The 15,943-nt window shown below is 55.0% G+C and carries 16 protein-coding genes and 1 pseudogene; 8 read left to right on the top strand and 9 right to left on the bottom strand.

All coding sequences use genetic code 11. The features are described from left to right. The 3 genes from M0974_RS07505 to gpmI all read right to left on the bottom strand — a co-directional run. Nucleotides 1-1,093 (bottom strand): S41 family peptidase (locus M0974_RS07505; RefSeq protein WP_297834777.1); only part of this gene is annotated, 1,093 nt, incomplete at its 3' end. Nucleotides 1,094-1,133: 40 nt separating this feature from the next. Then, on the bottom strand, nt 1,134-2,456 hold the full coding sequence (locus tag M0974_RS07500) for a murein hydrolase activator EnvC (RefSeq protein WP_297834774.1): 1,323 nt from the start codon (nt 2,454-2,456) through the stop codon (nt 1,134-1,136). 154 nt (nt 2,457-2,610) lie between these two features. Then, complete coding sequence (gene gpmI, locus M0974_RS07495; RefSeq protein WP_297834771.1) at nt 2,611-4,146, bottom strand: 2,3-bisphosphoglycerate-independent phosphoglycerate mutase; 1,536 nt, start codon at nt 4,144-4,146, stop codon at nt 2,611-2,613. Nucleotides 4,147-4,292: 146 nt separating this feature from the next. Here gpmI and M0974_RS07490 point away from each other — a divergent pair, with 146 nt between their 5' ends. From M0974_RS07490 to secB, 3 genes are read left to right on the top strand one after another with little or no spacing between them, the layout of a single operon-like run. Then, nucleotides 4,293-4,706 carry a rhodanese-like domain-containing protein gene (locus tag M0974_RS07490; protein ID WP_297834768.1) on the top strand — a complete coding sequence of 138 codons (414 nt, stop codon included), beginning with the start codon at nt 4,293-4,295 and terminating at the stop codon, nt 4,704-4,706. 1 nt (nt 4,707) lies between these two features. Next, complete coding sequence (grxC, locus tag M0974_RS07485) at nt 4,708-4,962, top strand: glutaredoxin 3 (RefSeq protein WP_297834765.1); 255 nt, start codon at nt 4,708-4,710, stop codon at nt 4,960-4,962. A 33-nt stretch (nt 4,963-4,995) separates the two neighbouring features. After that, the gene (secB, locus tag M0974_RS07480; protein WP_297834762.1) at nt 4,996-5,484 is read left to right on the top strand and encodes a protein-export chaperone SecB; all 489 of its coding nucleotides are present in this window, start codon (nt 4,996-4,998) and stop codon (nt 5,482-5,484) included. Nucleotides 5,485-5,562: 78 nt separating this feature from the next. On the opposite strand, the gene trmL is transcribed toward secB, so the two are convergent. Then, a complete protein-coding gene (gene trmL / locus M0974_RS07475; protein ID WP_297834759.1) occupies nt 5,563-6,018 on the bottom strand; it encodes a tRNA (uridine(34)/cytosine(34)/5-carboxymethylaminomethyluridine(34)-2'-O)-methyltransferase TrmL in 456 nt (151 codons plus the stop codon). On the opposite strand from trmL, the gene M0974_RS07470 reads away from it, so the two are divergent. Beyond that, nucleotides 6,017-6,457, top strand: a complete 441-nt coding sequence (locus M0974_RS07470) for a hypothetical protein (protein WP_297834757.1) — start codon at nt 6,017-6,019, stop codon at nt 6,455-6,457. The two genes, trmL and M0974_RS07470, sit on opposite strands and share 2 nt — an antisense overlap. Before the next feature lie 263 nt (nt 6,458-6,720). Here M0974_RS07470 and tauC read toward each other — a convergent pair whose 3' ends face one another. From tauC to M0974_RS07450, 4 genes are all read right to left on the bottom strand, one after another. After that, a complete protein-coding gene (gene tauC / locus M0974_RS07465; RefSeq protein ID WP_297834755.1) occupies nt 6,721-7,560 on the bottom strand; it encodes a taurine ABC transporter permease TauC in 840 nt (279 codons plus the stop codon). Further along, nucleotides 7,557-8,351, bottom strand: coding sequence for a taurine ABC transporter ATP-binding subunit (tauB, locus tag M0974_RS07460; RefSeq protein WP_297834752.1), 795 nt, complete (start codon nt 8,349-8,351; stop codon nt 7,557-7,559). The genes tauC and tauB overlap by 4 nt, the downstream gene beginning before the upstream one ends. A 26-nt stretch (nt 8,352-8,377) precedes the next feature. Continuing rightward, nucleotides 8,378-9,355 (bottom strand): taurine ABC transporter substrate-binding protein, encoded by a 978-nt coding sequence (tauA, locus tag M0974_RS07455; RefSeq protein ID WP_297834750.1) that lies wholly within the window; start codon nt 9,353-9,355, stop codon nt 8,378-8,380. 256 nt (nt 9,356-9,611) lie between these two features. Further along, a complete protein-coding gene (locus M0974_RS07450) occupies nt 9,612-10,535 on the bottom strand; it encodes an aliphatic sulfonate ABC transporter substrate-binding protein (RefSeq protein ID WP_297834780.1) in 924 nt (307 codons plus the stop codon). Between the two features lie 704 nt (nt 10,536-11,239). On the opposite strand from M0974_RS07450, the gene M0974_RS07445 reads away from it, so the two are divergent. Then, nucleotides 11,240-12,598, top strand: coding sequence for an OprD family outer membrane porin (locus M0974_RS07445; RefSeq protein WP_297834747.1), 1,359 nt, complete (start codon nt 11,240-11,242; stop codon nt 12,596-12,598). Nucleotides 12,599-12,691: 93 nt separating this feature from the next. Here M0974_RS07445 and M0974_RS07440 read toward each other — a convergent pair whose 3' ends face one another. Continuing rightward, complete coding sequence (locus M0974_RS07440; protein ID WP_297834744.1) at nt 12,692-13,369, bottom strand: histidine phosphatase family protein; 678 nt, start codon at nt 13,367-13,369, stop codon at nt 12,692-12,694. A gap of 356 nt (nt 13,370-13,725) precedes the next feature. Here M0974_RS07440 and M0974_RS07435 point away from each other — a divergent pair, with 356 nt between their 5' ends. The 3 genes and pseudogenes from M0974_RS07435 to ssuC form a co-directional block, all read left to right on the top strand. Next, entirely contained in the window at nt 13,726-14,364 is a 639-nt protein-coding gene (locus M0974_RS07435) for a peroxiredoxin (RefSeq protein WP_297834741.1), read from the top strand. Between the two features lie 224 nt (nt 14,365-14,588). After that, nucleotides 14,589-15,554, top strand: a complete 966-nt coding sequence (locus tag M0974_RS07430; RefSeq protein ID WP_297834738.1) for a sulfonate ABC transporter substrate-binding protein — start codon at nt 14,589-14,591, stop codon at nt 15,552-15,554. A 28-nt stretch (nt 15,555-15,582) separates the two neighbouring features. Next, nucleotides 15,583-15,943, top strand: a pseudogene (gene ssuC / locus M0974_RS07425) (aliphatic sulfonate ABC transporter permease SsuC); the annotation flags it as partial.

Genomic DNA, 15,943 nt, shown 5'->3' with positions numbered 1-15,943 from the left:
GAATCGAACGACCATTAGGTGTGTAGTACAGCGCTGTGGTGATTTTGATTGCGCGGTCATTGGACAGCGGCAACACGGTTTGCACTGAACCCTTACCGAAAGTTTCAGTACCCATCAGCACGCCGCGTTTCTGGTCCTGCAATGCACCCGCAACGATTTCCGATGCAGAAGCGCTGCCGCCGTTGATCAACACCACCAACGGTGCGCCTTCGCTGGCGTCAGCCGGATCGGCGTAGAAGCGCAATTCCGAGTTGGCGATGCGGCCTTTGGTATAAACGATCAGGCCCTTGGTCAAGAAGTGGTCCGCTACTTCCACGGCCGCTTGCAGCACGCCGCCCGGATTGTTGCGCAGGTCGAGAATCAGACCGCTCATTTTCTTGCCGTTGTCTTTGCGCAGCTTGGCCAGCGCCTTGCCGACTTCTTCGCCCGTCTTGACCTGGAACTGCGTAATGCGGATATAGCCATAGCCAGCTTCCAGCATCTGCGACTTGACGCTCTTGACTTGAATTGTCGCGCGGGCCAGCGTCACGTCGAACGGTGTACCGCCGTCGCGCACCAGTGTCAGGGTAATTTTCTCACCGATCTTGCCGCGCATTTTGTCGACCGCTTCCTGCATGGTCTGACCGCGGGTCGGCGCACCGTTGATCTTGACGATCAAGTCGCCGGCTTCAACGCCAGCCTTGGACGCCGGGGTGTCGTCGATGGGCGAGACGACCTTGATGAAACCGTCGTCGATACCCACTTCGATTCCCAGTCCGCCAAATTCGCCGCTGGTGCTTTCCTGTAGCTCCTGGAAGTCTTCCGGGCCGAGGTAGGCAGAGTGCGGGTCAAGGTTGCTGAGCATGCCTTTGATGGCGTTCTCAAGCAGGGTTTTGTCATCTACAGGCTCAACGTACGCGGCTTTGATCCGGTCCATGACCTCGGCGAACGTGCGCAACTCTTCCAGCGGCAAAGGCGCTTTGGCGGCTGGAACGGTTGCGGCTGCTGGAGCAGGTGCAGCAGGTTTGACGGCTTCTGCGGCGCTTGCCAGAGGAGCGCCGATAACGATCGCAATAGCCAGAGCCAGCGAAGTGAGGCGGGACAAATGCAGCATCGAACGAACTCCTAAACCTGAGGTTGGCGCCAGCTTATCCTTAACCATGGCACCATTGCGCGGGGTCACTTGGGCGACCCTGCTGACGTATAGCGAAATACAACGCCGGTGTTTCTTGACCGCCACTGTTACCTACCGTGGAAATCGCTTCACCCGCTTTAACAATATCGCCAGCGTCCTTTAGCAGACTCTGGTTGTGGCCGTACAAACTCAAAAAACCGTTGCCGTGGTCGAGAATGACCAGAAGCCCGGCGCCACGCAACCAGTCGGCAAACACCACGCGACCACCGTGCACGGCATGTACCTGGCTGCCTGCGGGGGCGCTGATCATCACGCCATCCCACTTGGTTCGGGCATCATCACCGCGTGTTTCACCAAAACGTGCCAGTAGTCGACCATCAACAGGCCAAGGAAGTTTTCCCTTCGCTTGCTCAAAAGGTCCGCCGTACGAAACGCCAGCGCTGGAAACCAGCGCGCCAGGGGCTTTTACCGGACGTTTTACCGGTGCCTCGTCGTCGTCATCGCGGCTGTTTTGTTTACCGCTGCTCTTCGCCAGTGCTTGAGCCTGTGCATCACGCTGACGCTGCTTTTCCGCTTCTTGCTGGGCGATCAAGGCTTTTTGGCGGGCTTCTTCAGCCTCGCGCGCCTGTCGGGCCAAAGTCTCTTCAATGGTTTTCAGCACATTTGCCAGATCACTTTGTTCTTGCTGGCGGGTCTGCAGTTTTTCGTCTCGGGCTTTTACATCCTGATTGAGTTTGGCGAGTGCTTGCTGGCGTTCCTGTCGAACCTTGTCCAGCTCCTGACGCTGGTCCTCAAGGTTGCTTTTTTGCACCAGCAATTGAGCCTGTTGCAGGTCGATGTCTTTTTCGACGCCGGCCAACTTGCTCAGGGTTTCATTGAAACTGCGTAGTTGGGCCAGGCGGGCTTGGCTCAAATAATCATAATAGGTCAGGGTCCGGGCGAATTTTTCCGGGTTCTGCTGATTCAACAGCAATTTCAGGTATTCCTCGCGGCCGCCCTGATAAGCGGCACGGGCCTGAATCGCGATCAACCGTTGTTGTTCAACGCGGGAGCTTTGCAGTTTCTTTTTTTCTTGGTCGAGCCGTTGCAGCTCGACTTCAGTCTTTTTTTGTTCCTTTTGCAGGGCCTCCACCTGCTTTTCCAGCTTGCCCATTTCGGTTTCTGTGCCGCGCAGGTCTTTCTGCACGCCGGATTTTTCCTGCTGCAATTCACCGAGGCGTTTCTTTAACTCGGTGATGTCTTTGCGGGCTGCCTCCAACTGTTGTTGGGTTTGCGCGCGCTCATCAGCGAACGCTGGAGTGAGCAAGCACATCAGGACTAGGGCGATCAGGGCGCGAAGCATGGGGCGGGCGACACCAAAGAAGAGTGAATAGAGCCTAGTATGCCCGCCGCGGGCTGCAAAAAAAACGCCCCAAGGCTACTGCTTTGGGGCGAGTCGGATAAATGACCGGCGCTGAGGATATTCAAAACACCGGTTTTGCGCTTTTTAGCGCTATTTATTTAGCGACCAGAATCGAGTGACCGGTCATTTCTTCCGGCTTTTCCATGCCCAGCAACTGCAGCATGGTCGGCGCGACGTCGGCCAACACTCCACCTTCGCGCACTTTCAAGTCGCGTTTGCCTACGTAAATGAACGGTACTGGCTCGGACGTGTGCGCCGTGTGCGGCTGGCCGGTCTTTTCGTCGGACATTTGTTCTACGTTGCCGTGGTCGGCAGTAATCAGCGCCTCGCCGCCGACTTTATCCAGTGCGGTGACAATCCGACCAATGCACACGTCAAGGTATTCAACGGCCTTGATCGCCGCTTCCATAATTCCGCTGTGGCCGACCATGTCGCCGTTGGCGTAGTTGACGATGATGACGTCGAACCGCTGATTTTCGATGGCGTCGACGATTTTATCGGTGACTTCGGGCGCACTCATTTCCGGCTGCAAGTCATAGGTGGCGACTTTGGGCGAAGGAATCAGGATGCGCTCTTCGCCCGGAAACGGTTCTTCACGACCGCCAGAGAAGAAGAAGGTCACGTGGGCGTATTTTTCGGTTTCGGCAATCCGTAGCTGGGTTTTGCCGTTGTCTGAGAGGTATTCGCCAAGCACGTTTTTCAGGCTGCCAGCGGCAAACGCCGAAGGGGCAGGGATGCTGGCGGCGTACTGGGTGAGCATGACAAAGCCGGCCAGTTTCGGCTGGCGGGCGCGTTCAAAGTCTTTGAAATCGTCTTCAACGAAGACTCGAGTCAGCTCGCGCGCACGGTCGGCGCGAAAGTTCATGAAGATCACAGCGTCGCCGTCTTCGACCTTGACCTTGTCACCGATGCTGGTGGCCTTGACGAACTCGTCGTTCTCGCCACGCTCGTAGGCAGCGGCAAGGCCTGCCTCGCTGGTGTCGGCCTGGAATTCGGACGTGCCGTCGACGATCAAGTTATAAGCGCACGCTACACGGTCCCAGCGATTGTCGCGGTCCATGGCGAAGTAGCGGCCAATGATGGTGGCGGTACGGCCCTTGCCCAATTTGGCGAAGGTCGAATCCATCAGCTGCAACGACGCTTTGGCACTGCGTGGTGGTGTATCGCGTCCATCGAGAAATGCGTGCAGATAAATTTTTTCTGCACCCTGCTGCGCCGCCAGCTCAGCCATGGCAACCAGGTGGTCTTGGTGGCTATGAACACCGCCTTCTGACAGCAGGCCTAAAATGTGCACGGCTTTGCCTGCACTCACGGCTTTATCCACCGCGCTGCAAATGGTTGGATTCTTGAAAAAATCGCCGTCGCGGATCGACTTGGTGACGCGGGTGAAGTCCTGATATACCACCCGGCCAGCGCCGAGGTTCATGTGTCCGACTTCGGAGTTGCCCATTTGGCCGTCCGGGAGGCCGACGTCCATCCCGGACCCGGAGATCAAACCGTTGGGCTGAGTTGCATACAGGCGATCCATCACCGGCATCTTGGCGGCGTAGATAGCGTTACCTTCGTGGCTATCGCTGTGGCCGAAGCCGTCCAAAATGATCAGAACCAGAGGTTTTGGCGTGGCAGTCATAGATTCCACTCGCAGCTAATGAACGAAGTAAAAAAAGAGATCGGCATTTTAAGGGCAAGTTCAAACGGCGTCACTGCCGTACGGGCTTTGGCCGACCTTGGGTGCTGTGTATACTGGCCGCCATTTTAACGCCCTGGAACCTACTGATGGTTGCTCATCTGATTGAATTTGCCACTAACCACTATTTGCTGGCTGGCGCCTTCGCCATTCTGCTCGCGCTGTTGATCGCGACAGAAATCAGCAAAGGTGGCCGCAGCCTCAGCACCCGTGAGCTGACGTCGCTGGTCAACAGTGATCAGGGCGTAGTTATCGACGTCCGTCCGTCCAAGGAATTTTTGGCCGGACATATCGTTGGTGCTCTTAGTTTTCCGCAAGACAAGGTGATTTCTCGCGTTGCCGAGCTGGAAAAACATAAGGCCAAGACGCTCATCATTGTTGATGCTCAGGGTCAGCACGCTGGCGCTACCGCTCGCGAATTGCTTAAAGCCGGTTTTACCGCCGCCAAGCTGTCCGGAGGTATTTCTTCCTGGCGCTCCGACAACCTCCCATTGGTGAAGTGAAATGGCTGACGTCATCGTCTATTCGAGCGATTGGTGCCCTTATTGCATTCGTGCCAAGCAATTGCTGGAAAACAAGGGTATTGCCTTCGAAGAAATCAGAGTCGATGGCAAGCCACAGCTTCGCGCTGAAATGACCCAGAAAGCCGGACGTACTTCCGTCCCGCAAATCTGGATCGGCGCACGCCACGTCGGTGGTTGCGATGATTTGTTTGCCCTAGAGCGCGCGGGTAAGCTCGACGCGCTGCTCCAGGCTTGAATCCGAAATCCTACAGAACCCTAAGGACCTGACATGACTGATCAATCGACCAACGGCGCTGTTGCAGAAGACGCTGAAGCCCCGCAATTCTCCCTACAGCGCATCTACGTTCGCGACTTGTCGTTCGAAGCCCCAAAAAGCCCGGCGATCTTCCGTCAGGAATGGACGCCAAGCGTTGCCTTGGACCTGAACACGCGTCAAAAGCCGCTGGAAGGCGACTTCTACGAAGTGGTTTTGACCCTTTCGGTGACCGTTAATAACGGTGATGAAGTGGCTTTCATCGTGGAAGTGCAGCAAGCAGGCATCTTCTTGATCAAAGGTCTGGACCCGGCTGGCATGAGCCACACCCTTGGCGCGTTCTGCCCGAACATTCTGTTCCCGTACGCTCGTGAAACCATCGACAGCCTCGTTGTGCGCGGCTCGTTCCCTGCGCTGATGCTGGCTCCGGTCAACTTCGACGCGCTGTACGCGCAAGAGTTGTCCCGCATGCAAGAGTCTGGCGAAACCCAGACTGTGCAATAAGCGGTAGGTTTAAAAAAGCGCCTTTCGGGGCGCTTTTTTGTTTCATCTGTTTATGCAGGGCTCCCACAGGGGGGGGGCTTACGCGAAGTCCAGCTGGCGCCAGGCTTCGTAGACGGCAACCGCCACAGTATTCGACAGATTCAGGCTGCGGCAGCCTTCGCGCATGGGTAGGCGCAAGCGGTGGTCGCTGGAAAGGGGATCAAGGATCTCGGCAGGCAAGCCACGGCTTTCCGGTCCGAACAGAAAGGCATCGCCCTTTTCGAAGCGTGCATCGTGGAAAGGCCGGGAACCTTTTGTGGTAAAAGCAAACAGGCGCGGCTGACCAAGGCTTTCAAGGCAGCTTGCCAAGTCCGCGTGAGTTTTAAGGCTGGCGTACTCGTGGTAGTCGAGCCCGGCACGGCGCAAGCGCTTGTCGTCCAGTTCGAAACCCAGCGGCTCGATCAAATGCAGGGTGCAGCCACTGTTGGCGCACAGCCTGATGATATTGCCGGTATTCGGCGGAATTTCTGGTTGAAAAAGGATGACGTGAAACATGCACGGCTCCGAATTAAAAGACGGGCTGCATTCTACCCTTGAAGACGACCCTAGGCCGAAACTATGGCCCAAGGTATTGGGCTCAATGGCTATTGTGGGTGTGATGGTCGGCTTGATGATTGGTCGGTTGACTGCTCCTGACCCATTGGAACTGCAGCAAATTGAATCCAGCGCCAACGGGCTGGTGCTGTGGTTCAACGACGAACCAAAGGTGCAGGGTGAGCAGGTGTCGGGCTCGCTGGCAATGTTATTCAACGCCCAAGGCAGCGCGCAAAAAGGTGAGTTCAAGCTCAACGGCAAAGATGTTCGCTGGAGGGTGCAACGTGCGGATGGAGGTTTGTTGCTGAACCTGCTGGCGGCCCGCCCTTTGCACGGTGACTGGCACGGTGCGAGAGTGGACGGGCGCTGGAGACTGGAGGTCAGTCTCCGAGAGGAATAAAAGAGGGGAATCCCCGGCCTGCCTGTACCAAGGTCCCCAAAACTGGTGTTACATAACCTATTGCAGGCTGCGTGCCAGTTTTTGAATTTCAACGTTAATAAATGGGTTTTCTGCTACGAGACTCTTTAAACGTGGTGTCTTGAGCGTTTTCGAATATGTTCGGCGCCTGTGCGGAAAATTTCGCTTGGCTGCTATTTCGAAATCCCTGCACACAATTTGCGCATTTAAATGGTGCAAGACACCAAAGTGATGCATTTTCCCGGCTAGTGCGCCTGCCCATGCCACGGCACCAGCTTACGCTGTAGCGCACGCAGGCCCATCTCCATAGCAAACGCGATCAGCGCGATCACTAGAATGCCTAGCACCACGACGTCCGTGACCAGAAACTGCGCCGCCGACTGGACCATAAAACCTAGGCCGCTGGTGGCTGCGATCAGTTCGGCGGCCACCAGCGTCGACCACCCGACACCCAAGCCAATTCGCACGCCGGTCAAAATGTCTGGCAATGCACTCGGCAGGATCACATGGCGGATCAACTGCCAGCGTGTAGCCCCCAGCGATTGCGCTGCGCGGATTTTTGCCGGGTCTACGGTACGCACCCCAGTAGCAGTAGAAATCGCTACAGGGGCAAAGATCGCCAGATAGATCAACAGCACTTTTGACAGCTCACCAATGCCACACCAAATTACGATCAGTGGTAAATAGGCCAAGGGCGGAATTGGGCGGTAGAACTCTATCAGTGGATCAAAGATGCCCCGTGCGATGCGGTTATGCCCAATGGCGATACCCACCGGCACGGCGGTCACCACAGCGAAGAAAAGCCCTAGGCCAATGCGTTGCAAACTCGCGCCAAGGTGTTGCCACAGGGTCGAGTCCATGTAGCCCTTGGTCGCCAACAACCAGCCTTTTTCCAGTACTGCGGACGGTGGTGGCAAAAACAGCGGTTCAATCCATTCGGCAGCGGTGACCGCCCACCAGAGGGCGAGGAGGGTCATCAGGGTCAACACACTGATCCAGCGCGTACTCAGGCTGCGCCGTACCGGGAGGGTCGACGGTGGGTGTTTACTTGCTTTGGTTGTGGCCGGTAGTTCGTAACTGCTCATGCGCGCTGCTCCCGGATCGAAACGCTGCGCTGGGAAAAGACCTTGGACAATACGTGCTCGCGGGTTTCGATAAAGCGTGGGTCGGATTTGATCGCGCGGGCTGACTCGCCGTTGGCATAACGCTCACCGAACTCCAACGGGAGGCGCTCGACAATTTGCCCTGGGTTGGGGGCTAACAGAATGAGGTCGGTGGCGAGAAACACTGCCTCTTCAATGTCATGGGTGATCAGGAACACCGGTTTGGCGGTGCGCTGCCAGACCTGCAGCAGCAACTCTTGCATTTGTTCGCGGGTAAACGCGTCGAGCGCGCCGAAGGGTTCGTCCATCAGCAATACCCGTGGATCAGCGGCCAATGCGCGAGCCAGTCCGACACGTTGTTTTTGGCCGCCTGAGAGCTGCCAGATGCGCCGATGATCGAAGTCGGCGAGATCGACCAAGGCCAGCATCTCCCGAGCTTTGACGTCACGCTGGGCGCGGGGCATACCAGCGAGTTGTAGGCCGAAGCCGACGTTTTCCAGAACATCCTGCCAAGGCAATAATCCATCGTCCTGGAACACCACGCCGCGTTCGGCGCTGGGGCCTTTTACCGGGACTCCATCCAGCGTTATGCGTCCGGCACTGGGCTCAACAAAGCCGGCAATCAAATTCAGCAGCGAGGTTTTGCCACTGCCGGAAGGACCCAGCGCTACCAATAGCTGTTGCGGGCCGAGGGTCAGGGAAATATCGGACAGCACCGGCTCAACCGCGCCGGGATACTGTGCGCTGATACGCTCCAGCTGTAGCAAAGCCATGGCAAACGCTCCGAAGTGGCGGTTGATTATTGAGTAATGAACTTGGCACTTACGTACGGTGAGTAATCGGCCAGCACTGCGTCGACTTTGCCCTGCTCCTTGAGGAACGCGGCGGTCTTGGTAACGGCGTCGATGGTCGGTGCGCCCAATGCGACAACCTGGTCAGCCGCCAAGGGGTACACGTTGCCTTGCAGCAGCAGTGGAACATCGGATGCCTTGGCGCCGGACAGTTTCACCACCTTGTCGATGTTGCTGGCGTTGGCGATCCAGGCTGCAGGGTCTTTGCGGTACGCGGCGTAGGCGTCGAGGGTGACCTTGGCAAATGCGCTGACGATTTCCGGGTGTTTGGCGGCGAAGTCTTTACGCACAATCCACGCATCAAAGGTTGGCGCGCCGAGCTTGGCCAGTTCGCCGGAAGTGATCAGTACTTTGCCGGTTTCCTTGGCGACACCCAGTGCTGGGTCCCACACGTAGGTGGCGTCAATATCGCCACGCTTCCAGGCAGCCGCAATGGCCGGTGGCGCGAGGTTTAGGATGGTGACTTTCGACGGATCGATATTCCAATGCTTCAGCGCGGCCAGCAGGCTGTAGTGCCCCGTGGAGACAAACGGCACTGCTATTTTCTTGCCGATCAGGTCTTGAGGGGAATTAATCCCCGAGCCATTGCGCACTACAAGGGCTTCAGCTGCACCGATTTGAGTCGCAATCAGGAAGGTTTCTATCGGCAGTTTTCGGGTTGCAGCCGCAGTGAAAGGGCTTGAACCGAGGTAGCCGATTTGTACGTCGCCTGACGCGACGGCGGTAATCACGTCTGCACCGTTATCAAATTTGCGCCAGGCAATTTTCGACTGCGTGGCTTTTTCGTAAGCGCCGTCAGCTTGGGCGACTTTCGCTGGATCGACGGTGGTTTGATAGGCGACGGTGAAGTCCGCAGCTTGGGCGAAGAAGCTTGCGGTTACCAACGACAAGGCCGCAAACAAACGTACTGGGGTGTTCCGTTTCATCATCAAGCTCCAATCAGACGGGCCGTGCTCCGGCGGAAATGAAGACTAAATGATCTAAGAATTGTTAAATAAATAACTTATTGGCATTAGCTTATGAGGGGAAAATCCAAGCGATAACCCCCCGATCCCTGTGGACCGAATTCATTCGGGAAGGTGTTGGGTCAAACACCAACGATGCCGGATGTGAAACCCATTCCCCAATATATTCGGTCCCACAGAAGCTTCGCGCCCCCTCCACACGGATTCTATTCTTCTATTAAGGGTGCCAAACGGACACATCCTTGGCGTCGACCTTCTTAGGCAGCAATCCTGCGGCAAAGAACGCGTCGGCGATGCTTTGCTGTTCATCGAGTTTGTCGGCTTTCACGGTCTGAACTTCATAGCTGCGCCGATCGTTGGCGGCTTCAACCGTCGCGACATCCAGATTTCCCCACAAAGGGCCGAGGATCTTCGCAGCATCGGCGGGGTTGGCTTTGAGCCAGTGACCAGTCTTTTGCAATTGGGCAAATACGACGCTCAACACGTTCGCGTGGCTGGCGGCGTAAGCATTAGTGGTCAAGTAGTAACGTTGGTACTGTGCCAGGCCTCTGCCGTCGGCCAATGTCCGTGTCGGTAGCTGCCGTTGTACTGCACTAAGGAACGGTTCCCACGTTACCCATGCATCCACTTTGCCGTTCTCGAACGCTGCACGGCCATCGGCAGGGGTTAGATAGGCCGGTTCTATGTCGCTGAATTTAAGCCCGGCTTTGTTCAGCGCGGCGATCAGCAGGTAATGACTGCCCGCCGCTTTGGTGACTGCGACTTTTTTACCTTTTAGGTCCGCGAGACTTTTGATCGCAGAGTGGTCGTGTACAACGATTGCCTGAGCGCTCGGCGACGGCGCTTCCTGGGCAAAATAGGTCAACCTGGCGCCCGCCGCCTGAGCAAACACTGGAACTGTGTCAGCCACATCAGCGCTGAGGTCGACGTTGCCGATATTCAGCGATTCCAACAATGGCAACCCGCTGGGGAATTCATGCCATGACACATCAATCCCCTGCTTGGCCAATTCGCGCTCAAGTGTGCCTTGGTTTTTGAGGACCGTGATCAGGGTTGAAGATTTCTGATATCCAATGCGCAGGGTTTCTTGCGCGGCAATCGGTAAGGCCAATACAGCGACTAGCGCCATCGAGACCCCCATCAAGATTCGCCGCCGTAGCGGATGACGTGTACCCATGGTGAAGCTCCCAGATCAGGCAGCCAAAATCGGCGGAATCAAAGCCTAGGGGATCTAAGAACATTCGGATAAATAACTTTTCGGTATTAGCTTATGAGTCGTTGAGGAAGGTGGGGCATTTCTCATAGGGCACGAGAATCAGCCGAAAATTCTAAATTGGCAGGATTTGGATGGATATCAAATGAATTGATATTCATTTGACCATCCTCAAAAGATTTTTTTGCACAATACAAAAACTGTAACTTAATTTTGAGAAATTCCCGCCGATGACATTGAAGTACCCGGCGGAGACTCAAGCTCGGAGCCAAAAATAAGAGCCGCGTCACGGTTTCTAATCGAAAGCAAGCTAATTGGGAATATTAAGGCGTATTTTTATTCCTTTACGGAATAAAAAAGGGTTTTGGTGACGGCAAAAGGCTATTGGTTTGGAAAAAGAGATTTCATATTCCATAATCGTCTGAAAAACGATGAAACAATTCTTTTTAGAATTATGAAATATTATTTAATCTCCTCCCTAGATTTGGGACGACGTTAGACCAAGGTCGGTATGTGACAGTAATGTGTTGACTTGGTGGTCACACATTAGTGCTAATCGCACATCCAAGCGGAAAGGGCGTCAGATCCCCAAGCTTTGGAAGACAAAAATTAGAAACACTGAGGAGCAAAACATGTACAAGTCAAGCTTGGCACTGGCTGTCGCTTTGGGCGTACTCGCCCAGCAAGCAGGTGCTGCAGGATTTCTTGAAGACAGCAAACTGAACCTGAGTTCCCGTACGTATTACTACGAGAACGACGACCATTCTAAGGGCGGCCTGAACCAAGATGAGACCGCAGAAGTTCTGAAACTCGATTACCTGTCTGGTTTCACCCAAGGCACAATCGGTGTCGGTGTCGATGCTCAGATACTTTACGGTCTGCACCTTGATGGCGGCCGAGGCAGTCGTCCTGCCAGCAACAACAGCTTCTGGCCTTCCGAGCACGACGGTTCCGCTGTAGACGACCTGACTCGCGGCGACGCAAACGTCAAGTTCCGCTACTCGAAAACCGAATTGCACGTTGGTGGTGCCTTGGCTCCGCAATTGCCAATTCTGTTGGCGAACGACAGCCGCGCCATGCCGCAAAACTTTGACGGTGCCATCATCACCTCCAAAGACATCGACAACGTGACATTGGTTGCTGGTGATCTGCAACACTCCACTGGTCGTGCATCGACCAACAGCACCGGTCTGTCGGTTGCTGGCGCAACTCAAAGCAGCAACCAGTTCGCTTTCGCTGGTGGCGATTGGAAGGTCACTAAAGACCTGACCTTGCAGTACTACCACGCAGACCTGCAAGATTTCTACAAGCAAGACTTCTTCGGCCTGGTTCACGTTCTCCCGATCGGAGACGACCAGTCGTTCAAGACTGACTTGCGTTATTTCCGCAGCCGCTCTCAGGGTGAAAACAGCAGCAATGCCGCTGGTTATGCATTCAGCAACAACGGCGGCTACGCGAAGAATGCCGGCGAAGTTGATAACAACACCTGGAGCTCGATCTTCACTTACCAGTTGGGCGGCAATTCGTTCCTGGTCGGTTACCAGAGTGTTAGCGACGACGGCGGTTTCGTCCTGTTGAACCAAGGTAACGTGACCACCAACGGTGCTAAAGCAACCGGTCTGAACAACGAAGACAACGGCGGCACCAGCTTCTATCTGTTCACTGACTCGGTGGTTAACAGCTTCATCCGCGCCGGTGAAAAGACCAAGTTTGCTCAGTACGCGTATGACTTCTCCCGTATCGGTGTTCCAGGTCTGAAAGCCTCGATCACTTACTTGCACGGTGATGACATCCGCGACATTACTGGCAGTGGTCCGTCTCACTCTGAGTGGGAACGTGATGCACGTATCGATTACGTAGTGCAGACCGGCTACCTGAAAGGTTTCGGTACTACTCTGCGTACCGGTAGCTACCACAACGATGGCTCGGGCACTACCAACCCTACCGATCAGACTCGTCTGATCTTCAACTACACTTACGCTTTCTTTTGATAGCGTCTTGAGTTGAAAAAGCCCTGCCATGTGCAGGGCTTTTTATTGGGTGCGATTTGTGCCACCGCGTTATGTCAATTCAGGAAGGGAAACTTACTTGCCGACTATGTTCTGCCAATCGCCAGCGTCAACGAAGCCAGTTATTTTAGGCTGCAGCCCATCATCACTGGCGGTCAGGAATAGGGAGTAGCCGTAATCGCGAGTTTTCGATTCGGGTAAATCCATAAGGTTTTCAAGGGCCGAGAAGCATTCACTGTGAGTGACCAACACCAAATTACGACCTTTCACCTTATGGCTCAGGGTATCGGTCAACATGGTCTTTCTACAGTTGAACAACCAGCCTTGGTCAATGCTGGCGTAGTTGAACATGAAGCTGGAGGTCTGTGCAGCGCGGGTCAGGGGACTGCTGAAGATGTCAGCGTTTTGCATTCCGAGCTTTTGAAACTGCAGTCCGACGTTTTGGACCACGCTTTTGCCCCGCTCGGTGATGCCATCTGCAGGGCCCAGGCACGGCGCTGTTGAATGGTCACAACGCTCAGCGTGGCGCACTAAGACAATCATGTCGCCCTTTGCCCAATGCGCTTTGAAGCTGGAGAGGGTTGCCGCATCGGCTTTGGCCAGGTTTGGAAGGGTGGCCGGCCGTGACAGAAAAACAGCCGCGCCTACAACAGCGCCCACACAGAGGAGGGCAGCCAAGCGGGCTTTGTATTTTGATCGGTCACCAAGGCTGACAGAGCGGCATCTCTGAGCGAGCCATAGTCGGTACTCCATGATCGGACTGCTCCTGCGGCGCTAATTACAGGCGCCAGGTAATGCGTTGCGTATGAATAAAGATAAAACAACGGTCAGATTGATAAAGCATCGGTTGAGGAGCCCAGCTTCATCAGCGTCGGGGTAATTATGCGCAGCCATAGGTAAATGGAAGGTGAAACAGGTGTGAAAAATAACGGTCGGTTTGATGACATATGTGAAAATTTCGTTAGATTTTCCGCGTGAAGCTCACCAAAAAGAGCCCCTTTATCGTTTTTATTCCATAACGAACTAACCAAATCGATATTCATTCTTATTAAAAATCACAGACCGAAGGCAGAGTAAGGGACCGAATATAAAACCAAAGGAGCCGCAACATGAGCCTGAGACTTGGCGACATCGCCCCCGATTTCCAACAGGAGTCCAGCGAAGGAAACATCCACTTCCATGAGTGGCTAGGTGATAGTTGGGGCGTTCTTTTTTCTCACCCCGCGGACTTCACCCCAGTGTGCACCACGGAGTTGGGTTTCACCGCCAAACTCAAGGATGAGTTCAGCAAACGCAACGTCAAGGCTATCGCGCTTTCAGTGGACCCCGTCGACTCCCACGTCAAATGGATCGACGACATCAATCGCACACAAAACACTGTCGTCAACTTCCCGATCCTGGCTGACGCAGACCGTAAAGTGTCGGACTTGTACGACCTGATTCACCCCAACGCCAACGACACCCTCACCGTACGCTCACTGTTCGTGATTGACCCGAACAAGAAGATCCGGCTGACCATCACCTATCCCGCCAGTACGGGTCGCAATTTCCATGAAATTATTCGGGTGATCGACTCGCTGCAATTGACCGACAACTACAAAGTCGCGACCCCGGCCAATTGGAAGGATGGCGAGGACGTAGTGATCGTGCCTTCGATCAAGGACGAAGAAGAAATCAAACGGCGCTTTCCCAAGGGTTACACCGCTGTAACGCCATATTTGCGCCTGACCCCTCAGCCCAATCGCTAAGTGTTTTACGACAAAAAAAGGACCGGTGATTCGGTCCTTTTTTGTGTCCGCAATCCATTAAATATACTTATGCATTTAAAGAATAAACAAATGAAAAAATGAGATTTATAGATATAAAAAACTCCTGTTAAGGTCTGTCCCACTTAGCGAAATCGCTAGCCACCTTACTCGCCTGATAACAGGCAAGCGGGTGCACCCTAATCGTCACAGCAAAGGAGCGCGCCATGCGCACTGCTATTTTGCGTCGAAGCCTGGTCGCTCTGTTTGCTGCGGCAGTCACCTTCGGCGCTATCACCGCTGCTCAAGCAGAAAGTTTGCGCATCGGGTATCAGAAATACGGCACGTTGGTATTGCTCAAGGCCAAGGGCTCGCTGGAAAAAAGACTCGCCGCCCAAGGTGTGCAGGTGCAATGGACGGAGTTCCCCGGCGGCCCGCAATTGCTTGAAGGACTGAACGTAGGCTCGATCGATTTCGGCGTGACCGGCGAAACACCGCCAGTCTTCGCTCAAGCGGCTGGGGCTGACTTGCTGTATGTCGCCTACGAACCGCCGGCGCCCACCAGCGAAGCGATTCTGGTGCCCAAAGACTCACCGATCACCTCGGTGAAAGATCTTAAAGGCAAAAAAGTGGTGCTGAACAAAGGCTCCAACGTTCATTACCTGTTGGTTAAAGCGCTGGAAGACGCCGGACTTAAATACACCGATATCCAGACCATATTCCTGGCGCCCGCCGATGCGCGTGCCGCGTTTGAACGAGGCAGTGTTGATGCCTGGGTGATCTGGGACCCGTACCAGGCCGCCGCCGAAACACAATTAAAGGCGCGGACCCTGCGTGACGGCACGGGCATCGTTGATAACCACCAGTTTTATCTCGCGACCAAGCCTTATGCCCAACAGCATCCTGAAGTGATCAAAGCGCTGATCGAAGAAGTGCGCGCCGTGGGCGAATGGTCCAAAGCCAACCCGGATGAAGTCACGCAACAAGTGGCGCCGCTGCTGGGGCTGCCAACCGACATCACCCGGATTTCAGTGAAACGCCAGGGTTACGGCGCGCTGTTCATCACCCCTGAAGTGGTCGCGGCACAACAGAAGATCGCGGACAGTTTTTATCAGCTCAAATTGATCCCCAAACCGTTGAGCATCAAAGACGTGATTTGGACGCCTCCCGCTACCGTGGCCAAGGCTCCGTAATTTATCGGCCCTTTGAGGAGACAACTCCATGAGCCTTAGTGCTTCGCAAAAAATCCTTCACAGATTGGCGCCTTGGGCACTTCCAGTCTTGTTGTTAGCGGTATGGCAGCTCTCGGTCTCGGCCGGCTGGTTGTCAACGCGGATCCTGCCAGCACCGAGCGCCGTTATCGCGGCCGGTGTGGCCCTGGTTCGCAGTGGCGAAATATGGACCCACCTGGCGATTAGCGGTTGGCGCGCCGGACTCGGCTTTGCCATCGGTGGCGGTATTGGGCTGGTGCTGGGCTTTATTACCGGCTTGTCGAAATGGGGCGAGCGCCTGCTGGACAGCTCGGTGCAGATGATTCGTAACGTGCCGCATCTGGCGCTGATCCCGCTGGTGATCCTGTGGT

The organism is Pseudomonas sp., assembly GCF_026224925.1.
Lineage (GTDB): Bacteria > Pseudomonadota > Gammaproteobacteria > Pseudomonadales > Pseudomonadaceae > Aquipseudomonas.
Note: the sequence above shows the minus strand (reverse complement) of the source record. Positions and strands in the feature narration are given on the sequence as shown.

Coding starts and splice junctions, on each gene's coding strand:
- M0974_RS07500 (WP_297834774.1), bottom strand. CDS start 2,456: ATGCTTCGCGCCCTGATCGCCCTAGTCCTGATGTGCTTGCTCACTCCA.
- gpmI (WP_297834771.1), bottom strand. CDS start 4,146: ATGACTGCCACGCCAAAACCTCTGGTTCTGATCATTTTGGACGGCTTC.
- M0974_RS07490 (WP_297834768.1), top strand. CDS start 4,293: ATGGTTGCTCATCTGATTGAATTTGCCACTAACCACTATTTGCTGGCT.
- grxC (WP_297834765.1), top strand. CDS start 4,708: ATGGCTGACGTCATCGTCTATTCGAGCGATTGGTGCCCTTATTGCATT.
- secB (WP_297834762.1), top strand. CDS start 4,996: ATGACTGATCAATCGACCAACGGCGCTGTTGCAGAAGACGCTGAAGCC.
- M0974_RS07470 (WP_297834757.1), top strand. CDS start 6,017: ATGCACGGCTCCGAATTAAAAGACGGGCTGCATTCTACCCTTGAAGAC.
- trmL (WP_297834759.1), bottom strand. CDS start 6,018: ATGTTTCACGTCATCCTTTTTCAACCAGAAATTCCGCCGAATACCGGC.
- tauC (WP_297834755.1), bottom strand. CDS start 7,560: ATGAGCAGTTACGAACTACCGGCCACAACCAAAGCAAGTAAACACCCA.
- tauB (WP_297834752.1), bottom strand. CDS start 8,351: ATGGCTTTGCTACAGCTGGAGCGTATCAGCGCACAGTATCCCGGCGCG.
- tauA (WP_297834750.1), bottom strand. CDS start 9,355: ATGAAACGGAACACCCCAGTACGTTTGTTTGCGGCCTTGTCGTTGGTA.
- M0974_RS07450 (WP_297834780.1), bottom strand. CDS start 10,535: ATGGGGGTCTCGATGGCGCTAGTCGCTGTATTGGCCTTACCGATTGCC.
- M0974_RS07445 (WP_297834747.1), top strand. CDS start 11,240: ATGTACAAGTCAAGCTTGGCACTGGCTGTCGCTTTGGGCGTACTCGCC.
- M0974_RS07440 (WP_297834744.1), bottom strand. CDS start 13,369: ATGGAGTACCGACTATGGCTCGCTCAGAGATGCCGCTCTGTCAGCCTT.
- M0974_RS07435 (WP_297834741.1), top strand. CDS start 13,726: ATGAGCCTGAGACTTGGCGACATCGCCCCCGATTTCCAACAGGAGTCC.
- M0974_RS07430 (WP_297834738.1), top strand. CDS start 14,589: ATGCGCACTGCTATTTTGCGTCGAAGCCTGGTCGCTCTGTTTGCTGCG.